Source organism: Lactobacillus kullabergensis (genome assembly GCF_000967195.1).
GTDB classification, from domain to species: Bacteria; Bacillota; Bacilli; order Lactobacillales; family Lactobacillaceae; genus Lactobacillus; species Lactobacillus kullabergensis.
In genome coordinates, this window is record NZ_KQ033871.1 from 455,347 (window position 1) to 475,120 (window position 19,774).

At 37.3% G+C, this 19,774-nt stretch carries 16 protein-coding genes and 1 tRNA gene; 16 read left to right on the plus strand and 1 reads right to left on the minus strand.

All coding sequences use genetic code 11. From position 1 onward, the window contains the following. Positions 1-294: 294 nt before the first annotated feature. The 15 genes from JF76_RS02800 (at position 295) to JF76_RS02870 (ending at position 17,310) form a co-directional block, all read left to right on the plus strand. Positions 295-1,437: a CDP-glycerol--glycerophosphate glycerophosphotransferase gene (locus tag JF76_RS02800; protein WP_045927713.1), complete on the plus strand. Its 1,143-nt coding sequence runs from the start codon at positions 295-297 to the stop codon at positions 1,435-1,437. A gap of 3 nt (positions 1,438-1,440) precedes the next feature. After that, entirely contained in the window at positions 1,441-2,871 is a 1,431-nt protein-coding gene (locus tag JF76_RS02805; protein ID WP_045927714.1) for an oligosaccharide flippase family protein, read from the plus strand. A gap of 3 nt (positions 2,872-2,874) precedes the next feature. Continuing rightward, entirely contained in the window at positions 2,875-3,573 is a 699-nt protein-coding gene (locus tag JF76_RS02810; RefSeq protein WP_045927715.1) for a glycosyltransferase family 32 protein, read from the plus strand. A 1-nt stretch (position 3,574) separates the two neighbouring features. Next, on the plus strand, positions 3,575-4,030 hold the full coding sequence (locus JF76_RS02815) for a SprT family protein (protein WP_045928908.1): 456 nt from the start codon (positions 3,575-3,577) through the stop codon (positions 4,028-4,030). Positions 4,031-4,140: 110 nt separating this feature from the next. Continuing rightward, entirely contained in the window at positions 4,141-4,815 is a 675-nt protein-coding gene (locus JF76_RS02820; RefSeq protein WP_045927716.1) for a MarR family winged helix-turn-helix transcriptional regulator, read from the plus strand. A gap of 86 nt (positions 4,816-4,901) precedes the next feature. Next, on the plus strand, positions 4,902-6,653 hold the full coding sequence (locus tag JF76_RS02825; protein WP_045927717.1) for an ABC transporter ATP-binding protein: 1,752 nt from the start codon (positions 4,902-4,904) through the stop codon (positions 6,651-6,653). Between the two features lie 72 nt (positions 6,654-6,725). Then, positions 6,726-6,811: transfer RNA gene (locus tag JF76_RS02830), tRNA-Leu, on the plus strand. 164 nt (positions 6,812-6,975) lie between these two features. Then, positions 6,976-7,623 carry a glycoside hydrolase family 73 protein gene (locus tag JF76_RS02835; RefSeq protein ID WP_045927718.1) on the plus strand — a complete coding sequence of 216 codons (648 nt, stop codon included), beginning with the start codon at positions 6,976-6,978 and terminating at the stop codon, positions 7,621-7,623. Between the two features lie 80 nt (positions 7,624-7,703). Further along, positions 7,704-9,956, plus strand: a complete 2,253-nt coding sequence (pcrA, locus tag JF76_RS02840) for a DNA helicase PcrA (RefSeq protein ID WP_045927719.1) — start codon at positions 7,704-7,706, stop codon at positions 9,954-9,956. Between the two features lie 47 nt (positions 9,957-10,003). Then, a complete protein-coding gene (ligA, locus tag JF76_RS02845; RefSeq protein WP_045927720.1) occupies positions 10,004-12,016 on the plus strand; it encodes an NAD-dependent DNA ligase LigA in 2,013 nt (670 codons plus the stop codon). Positions 12,017-12,029: 13 nt separating this feature from the next. Beyond that, entirely contained in the window at positions 12,030-13,169 is a 1,140-nt protein-coding gene (locus tag JF76_RS02850) for a CamS family sex pheromone protein (RefSeq protein WP_045928909.1), read from the plus strand. Between the two features lie 14 nt (positions 13,170-13,183). Next, complete coding sequence (gatC, locus tag JF76_RS02855) at positions 13,184-13,486, plus strand: Asp-tRNA(Asn)/Glu-tRNA(Gln) amidotransferase subunit GatC (protein ID WP_045927721.1); 303 nt, start codon at positions 13,184-13,186, stop codon at positions 13,484-13,486. After that, positions 13,486-14,925, plus strand: coding sequence for an Asp-tRNA(Asn)/Glu-tRNA(Gln) amidotransferase subunit GatA (gatA, locus tag JF76_RS02860; RefSeq protein WP_045927722.1), 1,440 nt, complete (start codon positions 13,486-13,488; stop codon positions 14,923-14,925). The genes gatC and gatA overlap by 1 nt, the downstream gene beginning before the upstream one ends. Positions 14,926-14,928: 3 nt before the next feature. Beyond that, positions 14,929-16,359: an Asp-tRNA(Asn)/Glu-tRNA(Gln) amidotransferase subunit GatB gene (gene gatB, locus JF76_RS02865; RefSeq protein ID WP_045927723.1), complete on the plus strand. Its 1,431-nt coding sequence runs from the start codon at positions 14,929-14,931 to the stop codon at positions 16,357-16,359. Positions 16,360-16,389: 30 nt separating this feature from the next. Continuing rightward, a complete protein-coding gene (locus tag JF76_RS02870) occupies positions 16,390-17,310 on the plus strand; it encodes a diacylglycerol kinase family lipid kinase (RefSeq protein WP_045927724.1) in 921 nt (306 codons plus the stop codon). Positions 17,311-17,377: 67 nt separating this feature from the next. Here the strand turns inward: JF76_RS02870 and JF76_RS02875 are convergent, their stop codons facing one another. Beyond that, positions 17,378-18,088 (minus strand): Bax inhibitor-1/YccA family protein, encoded by a 711-nt coding sequence (locus JF76_RS02875; RefSeq protein ID WP_045927725.1) that lies wholly within the window; start codon positions 18,086-18,088, stop codon positions 17,378-17,380. A gap of 173 nt (positions 18,089-18,261) precedes the next feature. Between JF76_RS02875 and rlmD the strand changes: the two genes are divergently transcribed. After that, positions 18,262-19,614 (plus strand): 23S rRNA (uracil(1939)-C(5))-methyltransferase RlmD, encoded by a 1,353-nt coding sequence (rlmD, locus tag JF76_RS02880; protein WP_045927726.1) that lies wholly within the window; start codon positions 18,262-18,264, stop codon positions 19,612-19,614. Positions 19,615-19,774 lie beyond the last annotated feature (160 nt).

The window sequence follows — 19,774 nt, forward strand, 5'->3', positions numbered from 1 at the left end:
AATTTGCAGCTCTTCGACAGTCCACCAAAGGTAAAAAAGTGCTAGATAAAGTGCTAAAACTTTATTTGGTACTATATTTTCAGTGTTCATTTTTGCTCTTTCTTAAAGTTTCTAATAAATATATTTTAATTGTGGCAAATTATGTGAGTAATGTAAATTGCTGAAAAATGGCAGCTAATATAATTATTTGTTAGTCATAATCATTAAAAAACTAAAAAATAAAGTAAAAAAGCTTGAGTTCTCTCAGGCTTTTTCTGTACTCTTATACTAGGTAAGAAATTGGGAAGTTGAATAATGAAGAGTTTTTTGTTTCGTTTATATTTGGTGGCAATGAAATTAATTGCTCGTTTCACACCAGTGCAAGATAATAAAGTGGTGATTCTTAATGGCGCAGGTAGATCGGGTTCAAATGGTTATTTATTTGGCAAATATTTGAAGAAAAATCATCCTGAATATGAAGTTATTACCGTTGAACCATGGCCGTCTTCACATTTATCGTTAAAAACTTGGCGACAAATCGGTGCAGCAAAGTTTGTAATAACGACACACCAGCCATTTAAAGTTCATGCTGGACAAATCAATATTCAGTTCTGGCATGGTATTCCACTCAAGCGTATGGGATTTATGGCTAATAATACTAGTCGCAAAACTGATCAGCATAATGCTAATTTGTGGCAAAAAAATGCGGATATCGTGTGCTCGAGCAGCGATTTATATGAAAGTTTAATGAGTGCTTGCTGCGCGATTGAAACTAACAAATATCGAAAAACTGGGTTTCCTCGTCTTGATGCCTTGAAAAATCCTGCTATTAGTAAAAAGAAATTATTAACTGACTTATTCAAAGCTGAGGATAATGATGCTCAAATTGGAATATACATGCCAACTTTTCGTTATGAAATGGATGATCGACAAATTATGACGCAAGTTGAGCAGGGTAATTTCTTTGCATTGCCTGATTTTGATGCTGTGAAGCTGAATAATTCTTTAAAAAAGAACCATCAGTATTTAATAGTAAAGTTGCATCCCTATGAAATGAATCTGTTTAAACACCTGCGGAGCAGCTTTTCAAATATTGCCTTTCTCAATAACGACTATTTGTATCAACTTGATATTGATTTATATGAACTTTTAGGTAATACAGACTTTTTAATTACTGATTATTCTTCGATTTATTTTGATTATTTAAACATTGACAAACCAATCATATTTATTACCAATTATTTGAGGCAATACGAAAAAAAGCGAGGACTTTTAATGGGTCCTTATGAAGAAATTGTGCCTGGACTGTGTGTGAAAACGCAGCAGGAGCTTATTAAGGCACTTGTAATGCCTGATCAATTCAGTCAAAAGCGGCACTACTGGCTAAATTTAACTAATGAGGTGCAGGCTGATTCAAATTGTGAAAATGTATTTAAGTCGTTAAAAAATAGAGGGTAAGTTGTGAAAAGAACATTTTTAAACATTCTATATAATGCGGTTTACCAAATATTTTTGGTATTAGTACCACTAATAACCGTGCCTTACCTTTCCCGAATTTTGGGCCCTAAAACATATGGTATTTATAGTAATGTGAATAATATTGTTCAGTTCTTAATGATATTCTGTACCCTGTCTGTGTCATATATTGGTATGAGGACCATTTCGCAGATTAGAGCTTTTGGCAGTGGTCAAGATTTAACCAAAGCCTTTTGGGGATTGTGGTACTTTCAGGCCATAGCTGGATTCGTCACAATAGTGATAGTGATTGTTGTTACCAGTTTTTTCCATATTAAGTACGGTCAATATTTGTTATTAATGGTGCCTTACCTTATTTCAGCACAAATAGATATTTCCTGGTTCTTTCAGGGACTGGCCGATTTTGGCCGGGTGGTTTTAAAAAATACTGCCGTTAAGCTAGTATCTGTTATATTGATTTTATTATGGGTTAAAAATCCGGGTGATCTTTGGAAGTATATGTTGATTATGTCGGTTTCAACTATGTTAGGATCATTTGTCTTTTGGTTTGACATTCACCGCTATGTTGGTGGGCCGGTCAAACACTTTTATCAATATCGCGCGACTGTTAAAGCAATTATTACTCTCTTGATTCCGCAAATTGCCACGCAAATTTACACTTCACTCGACAAGCCTATTTTAGGACTTTTTCAAAATTCGACGCAGGTTGCCTTTTATGACAACTCCCAAAGAATTTCCAACATGGTTTTGGGAATTGTAACCAGTATTTCCTTAGTGATTATGCCTAAAATGGCGGGTGAAGGTAAAAAAGAACAACGGATAGTTTTAAAAAAATCCCTGGAAGCGACAGTGATGCTGGGAACTTTGTTTGCAGTTATTATTATGGCGAATACTAAAGAATTTGTGCCTTTCTTTTTTGGACATAAATTTATCCCGATGACGCCGTTAATGTTTTTCTTCACTTTGACTATCATAATGATTCCAACTGGTGGGGTTTTTGCCAATCAATTTGCCCTTGCCAATCATCGAGACCGAGATTATGCTATTCCCGTTATAGTGGGAGCTATTTTAGAAGTAGTATTAAGCTACTTTTTGGATCAACTGTACGGTGCAACAGGTGCTATGATTGCAATTTTAATAACTGAATTTATAGTTTTGCTTTTACGACTATGGATTGTTCGTGATGGCTATGATTTTAAATATTCTTTTCGTGAAATTCCTAAATATTTCCTAATTGCAATTATTGTTTTGACAGCGGGGATGCTTTTGCCACAATTGTTTTCATCAGCATTTCTTAATATGCTAGTCAAATCAATCATTATGTTTGTTTTGTATATAGCTCTAATGTTCTTGTTGAAACTAGACTTTAATCAAGACATAATTTTGTTATTGAAAAAATTTTTTACCAGAGGTTAATAAATGATTCCCAAAATAATTCATTATGTGTGGGTAGGGGGTAACCCTAAACCACAAAATATTCAGCGTTGCATGAAGACCTGGTCAAAGCACTTGCAGGATTATCAAATTATTGAATGGAACGAACACAATTTTGATATTCACGAAAATAAATATGTAGAACAAGCATATCAAGCTAAAAAATGGGCCTTTGTTTCAGATTACATTCGAGCTAAAGCAGTCTATGAAATGGGCGGTATCTATATGGATACGGATGTTTTAGTTTTGGATAATTTACACGATTTGTTAAATAATAAAGCTTTTGTCGGTTTTGAAAATAAGGAGAATCCCTTCACAGCAGTATTTGGCGCAGAAAAAGGTCATCCACTGATTAAAGACATGCTTTCTTATTATGATGACCGTAATTTTACGTTTGACAAACAAGACCAATTAGCAGGAGTCAATACTGTATCGGTGTCTGACATTTTAAAAAATAAATATGGTGCTCAGCCTAATAACAAGGAGCAGCAATTGCAGACCGGTATACACGTTTATCCTGACGGTGTTCTTTGTAATCCTTCTGCGCAGTCAAAGACTATCCATGTTTTTACCGGAACATGGATGGAAGGAGCTAAGCCACTGAAAAGAAAAATAGTGACAGCTCTTAAAGTCAGGATCAAAACGAAAAAAGAGGCAGCTCTTTATGCCAGATTTTTCAGGTAACATGACGGAAGAAGAATTACAGAACCTGGTGGCAGAAGTTTCTCTTAAGTATTTTGGCAGACAGTTTAAACACCAAGTAAAAATTAATAAGCGCATGACAACAACTGGTGGTCGGTATCATTTGGATGATCACCACATTGAAATTAATGCGCATTTTTTAGTGCCGCAATATTATCAAGAATTGATTGGCATAATTAAGCACGAATTGACGCATTACCACTTACATTTAAATCACAGAGGATATCGTCATCAAGACCATGATTTTAAAGTTTTACTTAATAAAGTTGGTGGTTCAAGGTATGCCCCGGACATAGGTCTTAAACGCAAAAGAAAAGCAAAATATTTGTATGTTTGCACTATATGCGGTCAACAGTTTGTGCGGGTTCGGCGCGTTAATGTACGTCGTTATGGCTGTGGCAAATGCGGCGGCAGGTTAAGATTAGTCAGCTATAGATAAAATAATAAAATTTATTTTGACATTTTGTTTGACAAACTGTTAGGTATCAAACTATAATTTAATTGTAAATTATATTAGGTACCTAACTTTTTATTTAAAGGAACTTAATTATGAGTCAAACAAGTGATCAATTAATGAGACAACTTCATTTTATTTTGCGGGCTAGTCGTTACTATATGTTTCAAAACAAAGAACCGATATCGGGACAAAAACGGGTATTGGCTGTTTTAAAACTTGAAGACGGTTTAACCCAAAATTATTTAGCTGAAATTTTGGCTTTGAAACCTGGGTCTTTAGCTGAATTATTGAAAAAAATGGAACTAAAAGGAGATATTTCACGTGAAGTTGATGAGCAGGACAAACGAGTTAAACGTGTTTATCTCACAGCAGCTGGGAAAGAAAAGGCTGCCAAGCTGGCTGAATTAAAAGACAAGCAAGATACCGAGCCTTTCTTTGCCGGTTTGACTGCGGAAGAGCAGGAGCAATTTGGTCAATATCTGCAAAAAATTGCTGCTGGCTGGGATGAAGATTTTAAGGAAAAAGCCACTGATTTTGTTGATCCTGCCTACCGTATGGAAAGGATTAAAAAATGGCGTAAATATGCTGCAGACCATGACTTCTCCAGGTCTGATATGCGAGACATGTGCCGCCACATGTATAGGAAGCATCACTGCCATCATGACTTTGAACCAGGTGATTTTACCAAAAATTGTTACAATTATGATAAGATGCATAAATATGATAGGGACTTTTGGCGCAAATTCTGGCATAATGAAAATGAATGATTATAATTAGCAAGATAAAATAAAGAGCTTTTCAATTATTGAAAAACTCTTTTATTTAGTCTAACTAAGGAAAGCCGGTATCTTTTATGGCATTCAAGTCACTTAAAGATAAAACACAAGGTGTTAAATTCAGTGATTTTTTAAACTTGCTAAAAAGTTTGAATGTTAAAAAATCGTTATTTGCACTAGGGCTGTTTCTCAGTCTGGTCACAAGTGTAGCAAATTTGGTCTTACCACTATTAACCAGAGAATTAGTGGATACGAGCAAGTGGGATAATTTTAATTATTCGAGCCTAATTATTATTATCATTGTGTTTGTCCTGCAATTAATTTTAGGAACAGTTGGCGGATTTGTTCTGCGCTATTTTGGTGAAAGTGTAGTTAAGAGCCTTCGTGAACGCTTATGGGGACATCTTTTAAAACTACCTGTAAGTTATTTTGATGTTACCAAAGTAGGTGAAAGCAGTTCTCGTTTGGTTAATGATACGGGAATTATTAAAGATTTGCTGGCTTCTCAATTCCCTAACTTTATTACTGGCGCAATTCAACTCTTTTTCTCATTAATCATTTTATTTGTGATGGATTGGCAAATGGCCACCTTAATGTTTACTGTAATTCCTATTGTGGTAGTAATTTTATTGCCAATTGGTCGCATTATGGTCAGACTTGGTCGCAAATTGCAGTCAGAAACAGCTAAATTTAACGGTGATGTCAGTGAAAAATTGTCTGAAGTACGTTTAATTAAATCCAGTAATGGCGAAAAGTATGAACAAGAATCGGGTAACCACAGGATCAAGAAGATTTTTACTATTGGCGTATTGGACGCTCGTGTTGAAGCTATTTTGCAGCCGATTATCATGACTTTGATGATGGCGGCTTTTGCAGGCATTCTGGCATTTGGCATTATTCGCGTAGGTCAGGGTTCTTTGACCAGTGGTTCTCTTGTAGCATTCTTACTATATCTGTTTAACGTGATTGCACCAGTTGCTAATTTTGCAACTTTCTTTTCACAGATACAAAAAGCCTTGGGTTCAACTGAACGCATACAAGCAATTTTACAAATTGAACCTGAAAAGAATTTAAGTCATCGTACTTTTGATTTGAGTAATAAAACATTGACAGCACAAAACGTTAGCTTTAACTATGTTAAAAATGAACCCGTTTTACAATCTATTTCATTTGTTTCAAAACCTAACTCTGTCATTGCCTTTGTGGGACCTAGTGGTGGTGGCAAATCTACGATTTTTGCCTTACTAGAACGCTTTTATCAGCCTGAAAGTGGCAAATTCACTATTGGGGATGAAAATATTCAAGATATTGACCTGGCAAATTGGCGCTCCCAAATAGGCTATGTTTCTCAGAACAGTGCTATTTTTTCCGGAACGATCCGGCAAAATTTGGTTTACGGTTTAACCAGAGATATGACTGACGATGATCTTTGGCATGGACTCGCTTTGGCTTATGCCGATCAATTTGTGCGTGAATTTCCTGATCAAATGGAAACTGAAATTGGTGAACGGGGAATTAAACTATCTGGTGGTCAGAAACAACGTTTAGCTATTGCCAGAGCCTTTTTGCGTAATCCTAAAATTTTGATGCTGGACGAAGCGACTGCCAGCCTTGATTCAGAATCTGAGGGAAAGGTGCAACAAGCACTTGATAAACTAATGGTCAATAGAACAACCTTGGTTATTGCACACCGCCTGGCTACAATAGTTAATGCTGATCAAATTTATTTTGTAGAGAACGGTAAAATTACAGGTCATGGTACTCACCACGAATTAATGCAAAATCACAGTTTGTATGCCAAGTATGTAAATGAGCAAATGGTCAATTAAAGCTTTTTAGCTAAAATGAGTAAGAAAAGTCTTGTGTTAAATTTAATTTTGGGTTATAGTATTGAATGTGCTGCGGGCATGGCGGAATGGCAGACGCGCAAGACTAAGGATCTTGTGATCGCTTTTAGATCGTGGAAGTTCGAGTCTTCTTGCCCGCATTTTTTAATGGAGCTTTGGCTCCATTTTTTTGTATACTTAATTATAAATGAGCAAAATTGTTATGTCAGCTTACTACTTTTATTTTAAAAATTAATTACATTGCATAATTTATATCCAAGAGAGGTTATACTTAAGAAGAGATTTTTAAAGCAAGGGAAAACAAATGGCGAGAAAACGAAAAAGCAAAAAATTATCTAATACAGCGATCATCATTCGAACATTTATAATTCTATTTTTATTGATTATTGCTTTTGCAACTTTTCGTTATTATCGCAGACAGGCAATTCAATCAGAGCAGATTAGACAGGAGCAGCTTGCTCGAGAACAGGCCAGGCAGAAAATCATCAGGCAACACAAAGCTTTTATCAGAGAAATAGGTCCGATAGCTAAAGAAGTGGATAAATCCTTTGACCTTTTGCCAAGTATTACTATCGCTCAGGCTTGTCTTGAAAGTGACTATGGCAAAAGCGACCTTTCACAAAAATACAATAATCTGTTTGGCGTCAAAGGAAATAATCCTAATACTTCGGCAGTACTTAAAACCAAAGAGTTTGAAAAAGGTAAATGGATAGTTGTTAAAGCTCGCTTTCAAATCTATGATTCCTATGAAGCTTCTATAAGGGCTCATGCGCGCTTGTTCCAAAAGGGGACAACTTGGGATGCAAAACAATATCGTCACGTTTTAGCTGCTAAGAACTATCAAACGCAGGCTCGAGCTCTAGTTAAAGACGGCTATGCGACTGACCCCAATTATGCGGACAAATTGATTAAGTTAATCGAAGAGTATGATCTTGCGCGTTTTGATAAATAGAATGCAATCAACTCAAATTATGGTCATGATTTTTGGTACAATAGAATAGTTAAAAAATTTTTGGGGTGAAAGAATTCAAAATGAGCGCAGAATCAATTTTAGCAGGTTTAAATCCACAGCAGAAAAAGGCAGTACAAATCACCGAAGGACCATTATTAGTGGTTGCAGGAGCAGGTTCAGGGAAAACTTCTGTTTTAACCAGAAGAATTGCTTACCTTGTTGCTGAAAAAGGGATTGCGCCATGGAATATTTTGGCTATCACTTTTACCAATAAGGCTGCCACTGAAATGAGAGAGCGTGAGCATAAATTATTGGGACAGCAGGCTGACAGTATTTGGATGTCTACTTTTCACGCTCTTTGTGTGCGAATATTACGGCGAGACGCAGAAAAAATTGGTTATACCAGTAATTTTTCGATTGCTGATTCGGCAGAACAGCTCACTTTAATTAAACATATTCAAAAAGAACAAAATATTAATCCTAAAATGTACGAGCCACGCAGAATTTTGTCTGCTATTTCTAATGGCAAAAACGATTTACTCACTCCAGATGCATATTCTGCCAGTGCTGCTTCACCTTTTGAAAAAGTAACTGCGCAAGTGTATCAAGAATATCAAAAACGCTTAAAGAATGATCAAATTATGGACTTTGATGATTTGATCATGCAGACTTTAGTTCTGTTTAAAACCGATCCCGTTGTTTTACATTATTACCAAAATAAGTTTCGTTATTTACTGGTTGATGAGTACCAGGATACCAACCAGGCCCAGTATGAATTGTGTCATGCATTAGCTGCACAATATAAAAATATTTGCGTGGTGGGAGATGCGGATCAGTCTATCTATGGTTGGCGTGGCGCTAATATGGAAAATATCATGAATTTTGAAAAAGATTATCATGATGCAGGCGTGCAAACCGTTAAGCTGGAACAAAATTACCGTTCAACTGGACATATTTTGGCTGCCGCTAACGCAGTCATTAAGAATAATAGTAACCGTAAAGCTAAAAAATTATGGACAGACCAAGGTGAAGGTGCAAAAGTAACTTATTATCGCGCTCAAAGTGGCGACGATGAAGCGCACTTTATCATTTCTAAAATTCAAGAAGAGGTAAAAGAGAAAAAACGTTCCTACCATGATTTTGCGGTATTATATCGTACTAATGCCCAGTCTAGAACGGTCGAAGAGTCATTCGTAAAGTCGAACGTGCCTTACCAAATTGTCGGTGGTCATAAGTTCTATGACAGAAAAGAAATCATGGACATTATGGCTTATCTGAAGTTAGTGGCTAATCCCAGTGATTCCATGAGTTTTAACCGCATTATTAATACCCCTAAGCGCGGTATTGGACCGGTTAGTGTGCGGCGTTTTATGGACTTTGCCCGTGATAATAATTTATCAATTCTAGGAGCCTTTGATCACCTTAATATGTCGGGTGTTACTGCACGGGCAGCGGCCAAACTAAGTGATTTTGGTGCTAAATTACGTGATGCAATTAATTTTGCTAAAGATCATAGCGTTACTGGTCTAACGGAAAAAATACTGCAGGATTTTGGCTATACTGCTGCCTTGAAAGCTGAACACACAATTGAAGCTGAAACCAGACTAGAAAACCTGGATGAATTTTTGTCTGTTACGAAACGTTTTGATGACGAATATGAAGAAAATGACGACAGTGATGAGACCGAAAATGCTCTGAGTGACTTTTTAGCGGAAGTATCTCTTTTAAGCGACCAGGATGATTTAGCTAATAATGATGATCAGGTGGCATTAATGACGTTACACGCTGCCAAAGGACTGGAATTTCCAGTAGTCTTTTTAGTGGGGATGGAAGATGGACTTTTTCCTTTATCACGTTCATTAATGGAAGACGACCAGTTAGAAGAAGAACGTAGATTGGCATATGTTGGAATTACCAGAGCTAAGCGCGAACTATTCTTAACTAATGCATATTCGCGTATGATGTATGGTCGAATGCAGAATAATCCGCCATCCAGATTTTTGGAAGAAATTAATCAAGATGATCTGGATATTGAAAATTCAGTTCCAATTACTTTCTCAAATGACAATTACCAGACACAAACTGCTCCCTTTGCTAATAGCGATGAACGAGCCCGTGCACAGGTTTACACTCCTAAAATCAAACCCGCTGGTGCAGTTGGTGCTGAGAAAAAGGGTTGGAATGTCGGTGATCAAGTAGAACATAAATCTTGGGGCAAAGGCGTTGTGACTAAGGTTAACGGTAAAGGTGAAGACATGGAGCTTGATATTGCATTTAGTGGCAAAGGAATCAAGCGGCTTCTAGCAGCATTTGCACCAATTAAAAAGGTATAATTAAGGTAGAAGTAAAAAAATACTATTTTTTAATCAGGAGGAAGAAAATGGCAGATTTAACTCTTGATGAGGCCAGAAAAGAAGTTGCTGCGCTGAGAGATAAACTGGATGATTGGGCAAATGCATATTATACAAATGACACACCTGAAGTTGAAGATAATGTGTATGATAAAAACTATAATCGTTTAGTTGAGCTTGAACAGGAATTTCCGCAACTGGTGTCCCAAGATTCAATTACCCAAAAGGTTGGGGGTCAGATTGACAATCAGTTTGCTAAGGTTAATCACGAAATTCCGATGTTATCAATGGGTGACGTCTTTTCAAAAGAAGAACTGCAGCAATTTGATGACAGAGTGCAAAAACAGGTTGGTCATGAAGTTGCTTATAACGTCGAATTAAAAATTGACGGTTTATCAATTGCACTTGAGTATACTAACGGTAAATTAACCAGAGCTTCAACTAGAGGTAACGGTCAAGTAGGTGAAGACGTTACTCCTAATGCACGCTATATTGCAGATATTCCCCAAACTTTACCTGAAAAATTGACAACGGAAGTACGGGGCGAATGTTATATGGGCAAAGAGCCTTTTGCAAAGCTTAATGCAGAACGTGATGAAAAAGGCGAAACAACTTTTGCCAATCCGCGTAACGCCGCATCTGGGTCTTTGAGGCAACTGGATGCCAGTATTACCAAGCACCGTCATTTAAGTACGTTTATTTATACTTGGGTTAATCCACCAGCAGAGATTACCAGTCAACACCAGGCTATTGAGAAAATGACTCAGCTTGGTTTTCACACCAACCAAACTGGGCGCAGAATTGCTAAAATGTCTGACATTTTTGCTTTTATTGATGAATATACTGCAAAAAGAAATTCACTCGATTATGGCATTGATGGCATCGTCTTAAAAGTTGACGACCTGGATTTACAACAAGAACTGGGAAACACGGTCAAAGTGCCTCGGTGGGAAATAGCTTATAAGTTTCCACCAGAAGAGCAGGAAACTGTGGTTCATGAAATTAAATGGACCGTTGGTCGTACTGGTGTCGTAACGCCTACCGCTATCATGGATCCTGTGCAACTTGCTGGTACTACAGTTTCTCATGCTGTTTTGCATAACGCCGATTTATTGCAACAAAAGGATGTCCGCATTGGTGATACCGTTATGTTGCATAAAGCGGGTGACATTATTCCTGAAATTTCAGAAGTGGTGCTAGCAAAACGGCCTAAGGATGCCCAGCCGTATCCAATTCCGACAACGTGCCCATCGTGTGGTGAAAAACTGATCCATCTAAAAGATGAAGTGGCACTGCGCTGCGTTAATCCTTCTTGTCCTGCTCAAATTGAAGAAGGAATTACTCATTTTGCCTCAAGACCTGCGATGAATATTGATGGTTTGGGACCAAAAATTGTGCGACAGCTAATTAAGAACGATTTGGTACATAATGTGGCTGATTTATACCATTTAAATGCATCTGATTTGGCAAAACTAGATCATTTCAAGGATAAGTCCATCAGCAATTTATTAAATGCAATTAATAATTCGAAAAGAAATTCAGTGGAATTATTGTTAACAGGGCTGGGTATTGATCATGTTGGTGCTAAAGCTGCACGTTTGATTGCACAAAAGTTTAAAAATATGGCAAAGATTATGGCAGCGGACGTGCAAGATGTGGCTGCAATAGATACAATAGGCATGACAATTGCAGAATCTTTGACTACTTATTTTGCTCAGGATGAAGTCGTAGATTTAGTCAATGAACTTAAAAATAGCGGCCTTAATATGGATTATCTTGGTGCAGGTCCAGAAGAAACTGAGTCTATTCCAGATAATTACTTTAAAGATAAGACTGTTGTTTTAACAGGGACTTTGGCTCACTATACTAGAAGTGAATTTACTAAAAAATTGCAATCTTTAGGTGCAAAAGTAACTAGTTCTGTTTCTGGTAAAACAGACTATGTCATTTATGGTCAGGATGCTGGTTCCAAATACTCCAAGGCTCAGAAACTGGGTGTACCATTATTGACTGAGGAAGAAGCAATTGCTCAAGTTAAATAAAGGACCATTTAAAGTGAAAAAATACTTGCATATATTAGCGCTTTTAGGAATATCATTATGTTTGACGGCTTGTGGAAACTTGAAAAATTCTGACTTGGCGAATAATGCCAAAACATCTTCTAATTCCAATTCTAAAACTTATCAGACTACTGATACTGGTAACAATGGATATACTGTTTTGCTTAAAAACGGACACTATGTAACTAGCCCAATATCTGGTTTAACAGCAACTAATAATGATAATTCGGTGGATACCAGAGAATTAGAACGAGGTTTGGTTCAGATTTCTAAGGGTGTTTATTCAACCAATTCTTATGTTTTTCAAGAAGGTCAGTATATTTCTGCCAACATGGCTAATGAATGGTTAGGGCGCAAGTCAAAGTCAAATCCCAATGGTCTGAATCCTGAGGCTGGAACTAAGAAAAATTATCAGCCGTATTACATAGAAGAAATACTTGAACAAGATTTTTTGACAGGATCCGGTTCGAATTATCATATTGGCGGTATTAGCGTTGGTCTTGCTCTTAATTCTATTGATTACTATCAAAAGAAAAAAGATGGTCCTGAATATCAAGCCCAAATATCGCGTGCAAAGCAAAAGCAATATGGCCAAGCAGCAGCTGAACAAGTCGTAGCTCGCTTGCGGAAGAAAAAATCGTTAAAGAAAATTCCAATCACTGTTGGTCTCTTTGCTAAAGAAAGCAAGGATTCGTTAGTTGCTGGAACTTACTTTTTGAGTGGGACAGCGGCTGCTAATAGTAGTAAAATAACTAAATGGAAAACTATTAATACTCAATCTGAAGTTTTGCCTACTGTTGGTGGTAAAAAAGCAATCAACAGCAGTGATGCTTCCAATTTCAATAGTTTTAAAGAATCTATTCAAAATTATTTCCCTAATATCAGTGGTGTAACGGCAACTTTACGATATGAAAATGGTAAATTAGCTCAGGAAAATATTTCAATTACTACCCAGTTTTATGGGTATGAGCAAATACAAAGTTTCACGAGACTTGTTTTATCAACTGCAAAGAAGTATTTAGCTAATAACGTGCCAATTGAAATTAAAATTGGCTCTGTTAATGACATCCAGGCTTTAGTTGCCAAGGAAACAGGGGATAGTAGTTATCAAGTCCATATTTATGGTGGCGAATAAGGAGGTATATTTGCGTGGAAATTACAGAAGATACAATTAAACACGTTGCGACTTTGTCGCGACTTGAAATTGATGAAAAAGATATCGGCAAAGTAACTGAACAAATGAGTTCAATTATTAATATGGCAGATCAATTGTCAGAAGTTAATACCGATGGCGTTAAGGAGACAGTTCAGGTTGTTGATCGTGATACTGTTTTTAGAGAAGATAAGCCTGAACACTGGCAAGACAGAGATGAATTAATGAAAAATGTTCCTGATCAAGCCAATGGCTTCATTAAGGTTCCAGTAATTATTAACAAGGATGAGGACGAGTAATGAATTATTTAAATGAAGATATTGACTCTTTAAATGAAAAGCTTGCCCAAGGAACTTTGTCTGCAGACAAATTAGCGCAAGATACAATCGATAATATTAAAAAAACAGATGACAAGTTGAATGCCTGGATTACTGTTCAAGAAGATGCCAAACCTGCAAGTAATCTTGATTTTGATCAAAATAAACTTGCTGGTATTCCAATTGCTATTAAAGATAACATTATAACTGATGGTGTTAAGACCACAGCTGCCAGTCATATTTTGGATAATTATATTCCGGTATATGATGCAACGGTTATTGAAAGGCTGAAAAAAGCACAAGTGACTTTCGTGGGCAAAACCAATATGGATGAATTTGCGATGGGTTCTTCTACTGAACATTCATACTTTGGCATTACTCATAATCCGTGGAATCTGGATAAGGTACCGGGTGGTTCATCGGGCGGTTCAGCTGTTGCTGTTGCTTCTGGACAAGTTGTAGCTGCTTTAGGTTCAGACACTGGTGGTTCAATCAGACAGCCTTCTGCATTTAACGGTATTTTTGGTATTAAGCCGACATATGGTCGAGTTTCACGTTGGGGTTTAATTGCATTTGCTTCTTCATTAGATGAAATCGGTGTGATGAGTAAGCGAGCAAAAACCTCGGCTCAAGTTTTAAATGTTATTGCAGGTAGTGACGATCACGACTCTACTCTTTCAACTAGGGCAGTTCCCGATTTTACCAAGTATATTGGTCAAGATGTTAAAGGGATGCATGTAGCAGTTGTTAAAGAATATATGGCTGCAGTTGATGGCGATATGCGTGCTGTTCTGCAAGAACAAATTGATGCTCTGGAAAAAGCAGGTGCTATTATCACTGAAGTATCCTTACCTTTAACAAAATATGCAGTTCCCGACTACTATATCATTGCCTCAAGTGAAGCTTCATCAAACTTACAAAGATTTGATGGGATTCGTTACGGCTACCGTGCTCAAAATACTAAGAACTTACTAGATGTTTACGTTAAATCTCGTTCAGAGGGTTTTGGTGAAGAAGTTAAACGGCGGATTATGCTGGGATCCTTTGCACTTTCAGCTGGTTCTTATGATCGTTTCTTTAGACAAGCATCTAAAGTGAGAACTTTAATTTGTGATGAATTCGATAAGATTTTTGCTGAAAATGATGTTATTGTGGGACCAACAACGACAACTCCTGCTTTTGGCATCGGTAGTGAAATTTCCGATCCAATCAAAATGTACAACAATGATATTTTGACAATTTCAGCTAATTTAGCCGGAATACCGGCTGCCAGTGTTCCAGCTGGTTTAGTTGACGGAATGCCTGTAGGTCTGCAGATTATGGCCAAAAGATTCGATGAAGGCAGTATTTTCCAAGTAGCTGACTTTATTGAAAGAACTAATAAGTTTTATGAAAAAACACCAACTGGAATGGAGGATTAACTGATGAATTTTAAATCAACGATTGGGTTCGAAGTTCACTTTGAATTAAAAACTAAAAGTAAGATTTTTTCACCTTCACCAGTAAGTTATGGTGCAAAGCCCAACACGGAAACAAATGTAATTGATTGGGCAATGCCGGGTGTTTTACCTTACGTTAACAAAGACGTTTATCGCTTAGGAATTATGGTTGCATTGGCAACGCACGCTCATATTTTGCCAACAACTCATTTTGACCGGAAAAATTACTACTACCCAGATAGCCCTAAGGCTTACCAAATCACCCAATTTTTCCAACCACTAGCTCGTGATGGTTATGTTGAAATTGAATCTCATGGTAAGAAAAAGCGCATTGGAATTCATGAAATGCATATTGAAGAAGATGCCGGCAAGAATACTCACGGTACAAACGGTTATTCTTACGTTGACTTAAACCGTCAAGGTGTTCCTTTACTTGAAGTTGTTTCTGAGCCAGAAATTGCTGATCCTGATGAAGGATACGCCTACCTTGAAAAATTACGTAAAATTGTTCAGTTTACAGGAGCTTCTGATGTTAAGATGGAAGAGGGATCAATGCGTGTTGATACCAATATTTCCATTAGACCCGCTGGTCAAAAAGAACTGGGCACTAAAGTTGAAATGAAGAACTTGAACTCATTTGAGCATGTGCGTAAGTCTTTGGCATATGAAGAAAAGCGTCAAGCTCAAGTTCTCCTTTCTGGCAGCCGCGTGCAACTTTCAACTCGCCGTTTTGATGAAGCAACTGGTAAAACTGTTTTGGAACGTGTCAAAGAAGGAGATGCAGATTACCGTTACTTCCCTGAACCTGATATTGCTCCTGATCATATCAGCCAAGAGTGGATTGATGAAATCAAATCAACTTTGCCACGCTCAGCTGAAGAACGATACAACCAATACGTGAATGAATTTGGTCTGAAAAAATACGATGCTAATGTTCTTTTGCAAACTAAAGAAAGTTCAGACTTCTTTGATCAAACTGTTGCTGCTGGAGCTGATCCTCAGCTTGCTGCCAATTGGATGAATACCCAAGTTAATGGTTATTTGAATGATAATCGCGTTGAACTTGCTGATATTAAGTTGACACCAGAGCATTTGGCTGCCATGATTAAGTTGATTAAAGATGGCACGATTTCTTCCAAGATTGCTAAAAAGGTTTTTGCAGAGACAATTGCTAATGGTACCGATCCTAAGAAATATGTTGAAGACAAGGGTATGGTGCAGTTATCTGATACCAGCGTCTTGGCACCTATGGTGAAAGAAGTTGTTGATAACAACCCACAATCAGTAGAAGACTTTAAGAACGGTAAAGACCGTGCAATTGGCTATCTTGTCGGCCAGTTGATGAAACAGACCAGGGGCAAGGCAAATCCAAAGGTAATTAATAAGTTACTGAATGAAGAATTGCAGAAGCGTTAAGTAAGTTTTGAAATAATAAGGGTAGAAATTATGACTGAAAAAGCAAGATTGATCTATAATCCTGTATCTGGTCACGAACAGATGCCTAAAAATGTCGCGGATATATTGGACGTTTTGGAACAAGCTGGATATGAGGCAAGTGCCTTCAGAACTACACCAGAAAAGCAGAGTGCGCAAAAAGAAGCAACTCGTGTAGCTAATGAAGGTTTTGAATTGATTGTTGCCGCTGGTGGTGATGGCACTATCAATGAAGTAGTAAACGGCATTGCTTATTTAGAGAAAAGACCTAAGATGGCAATTATTCCTGCCGGTACAACTAATGATTATGCTCGTGCTCTACATATTCCCCGAAATGATATTGCCGAAGCGACAAAAGTTATTCTCAAAAATAAAACTCGTAAAATGGACATTGGTCAAGCGACTTTTGCCAAAGATATTCAGTATTTCGTCAATATTGCAGCTTGTGGCTCACTAACCGAATTAACTTATGGAGTTCCTTCAGAAGTAAAGTCTGCTCTGGGTTATACCGCCTATTTAATTAAAGGTGCTGAAATGTTGCCTCATTTAACTGAAAATGAATTGCGTCTGACATATGATGAGGGCGTGTATGAGGGCAAGCTTTCAATGTTATTGCTCGGAATGACTAATTCTATTGGTGGTTTTGAACAAATAATGCCTGATGCTGAACTAAGTGATGGTTTATTCCAACTAATAATTGTTAAGCCGTCTGATCCAGTAAAATTACTGAAATTGATGGCTTTGGCATTAAACGGCAAGCATGTTGATGACCCAGACATTATTTACACCAAGACACGTAGCTTAAAGATTGAATTAATGGGTAAAAGCAAGGGAGAGAAGTTGCCAGTTAACCTTGATGGTGAAATTGGTGACTATTGTCCCGTTACCTTTAAAAATTTACAACAACGAATTGAATTTTTTGTTGGTGAATAATTAAAACACAAAGAAAGAGCAACTACTGTTACTAGCAGCTGCTCTTTTTGCTTGTTAATAAAATCTATTAGTTGCGGCTATTGCCACTGCCACCAAAGATTTCTAGCAAGAACATAAAAATGTTAATGAAATCAAGGTAAAGTTGTAATGCGCCAAGCACTGCTAAGCCATTGGTTGAAACTTGATCGCCGTAATTGCTGTAAATTGCTTTCATTCTGTTAGCATCACTAGCAACTAAGCCGGTGAAAAGAATGACACCGATAAATGAGAAGACATAGGTAACGGCAGGGCTACGTAAAAACATATTAACCACCCAAGCAACAACGAAACCAAGTAAAGCGGCACTCAAGTATGAATTCCAGTTGCTAAGATCTCTTTTAGTAAAAGTGCCAAACAAAGCCATGGCAATGAACACCGCTGCTGCTGAAACGAAAGCAGAAGTGATTTGCGTACCGGTATAAAAGCCTGCAATTAAGGCAAACTCAAAGCCGTAAATTGCTGATAATATCGTTAACATCACTAAACTGGCAACTGGATTGCGATCAGCTTTAAAACTAATACCCATTGATAAGCCAAAAGGTACAAATAAGATGAGCCACATCATAGCCACTGGCATGTTCATCACAGCGCTTCTGAATACGGTCATTGTTAAGTAAGCTGCTAATGCAGAAATCAGCACGGCACCACCCATGAGAGCATACATTTTAGTTAAAAAAGTATTAGTTTCGGAAATGGTGTGGATTTGGCGCCTATCTGAATTGGTATCATAATTATTCATGAAAAACGTCCTTTCTTTAAGTTATTAGTATTAAAAGTAACACAGACAACAATAAGTGTGAAGGGATAAAGTTGAAATTAATCCAATATTAAGAAACCGACTTGTGCATTACTTTTGCTAGGATTTTTAGTAAAATAAAGATATTAATTAGTGTTTGTAAAAAAGGACAAGGTATGGAAAAAAATAAAATTATTAAGTTAGAAATTACCGATTTATCTTATGAAGCAATGGGTGTGGCTCATTATGAAGGGATGACAGTGTTTGTCAACAATGCTTTACCGGGAGAAACGGTGGAAGCCAAGATTTTAAAAGTAAAGAAACACTTTGCTTTTGCTAAAATCGAGCAAATCATTAAGGAAAGCCCTGACCGTGTTAACATTAAACTTAACCAGTGGGTTCAAACAGGCTTAGCTTCTTTAGCACATATCAAATACGATAAGCAGCTGGAGTTTAAACGTAATCAAGTAGTAAATTTACTGCAGAAAGCACATTTAGATGATGTAAAAGTAGGCGAGACTTTGCCTAGTCCTGAAGAAACGGGCTACCGTAACAAGGCACAGGTCCCAGTGCGTGAGGTTAAGGGTCAGCTTGAGATTGGCTTTTTCAGAAAGCATTCGCACGATTTAGTGCCTCTGACCAATTTCTTTACTACTGATCCTGAAATTGACCGCGTTTTAGTCGCTGTGCGTGACATTTTAAGACAATATCATGTTCCAGCATACGATGAAATTCATAATCAAGGTGAAGTCAGGTACTTGGACGTTCGCCGGAGTAAAGCGACTGGCGAAATTATGGTCATCTTAGTTTGCCTGCATAAGGATTTTCCGCAGCTACCTAAAGTAGCAGAGGCAATTAAACAAATTGAAGGTGTAACTAGCCTAGTCTTGAACTATAACCCGAAGAAGACCAACGTTATTTTAGGTAAAGTTGATTACTTAATCTTTGGTAAGCCACAAATTACGGACAAAATAGGTGATGTTAAGTTTAAGATTTCCCCTGAAAGTTTCTTTCAAATTAATTCACTGCAAACTCCCCGCTTATATGACTTAGCTATTAAAAAAGCTGATTTAAAGGCTGACGATATCGTGATTGATGCTTATTCTGGTATTGGAACTATTGGTTTAAGCGTTGCTAAACACGTCAAATCTGTTCGCGGAATTGAAAGTGTGTCTGACGCGGTGAAAGATGCCAATAATAATGCTAAGTTGAATGGTATCAATAATGCCAAATATGTGACTGGTAAAGCTGAAGAAGTGATGCCAAGATGGGCTGCTAAGGGGATGAAAGCCGATGTTATCTTTGTCGACCCACCAAGAAAAGGATTAACATCAGAATTTATTGAAGCAGCAGTAAAAACAAGTCCGAAGAAGATTGTTTATATCTCATGCAATCCTGCAACCATGATTCGTGACCTGCAGGAATTTATAAATGAAGGCTACACCTTTAATCAAATCGATCCTGTTGATATGTTTCCACAAACGCCACATGTTGAGGCGGTGACGGTACTGGAACGGACTAGGAAATAAGTACTAAAAGCTTGTATAGTGGGCATTTTAATAGAATAAAAGCGTACTAATTCATTTTTAATGATTTGAATTAGTACACTTTTTGTTTTCTACTTGGTAATATCTTAATTTTTTGGACTTCTTGACGTTTTGAGATAACAGTGTTATATTGCAAATTGCA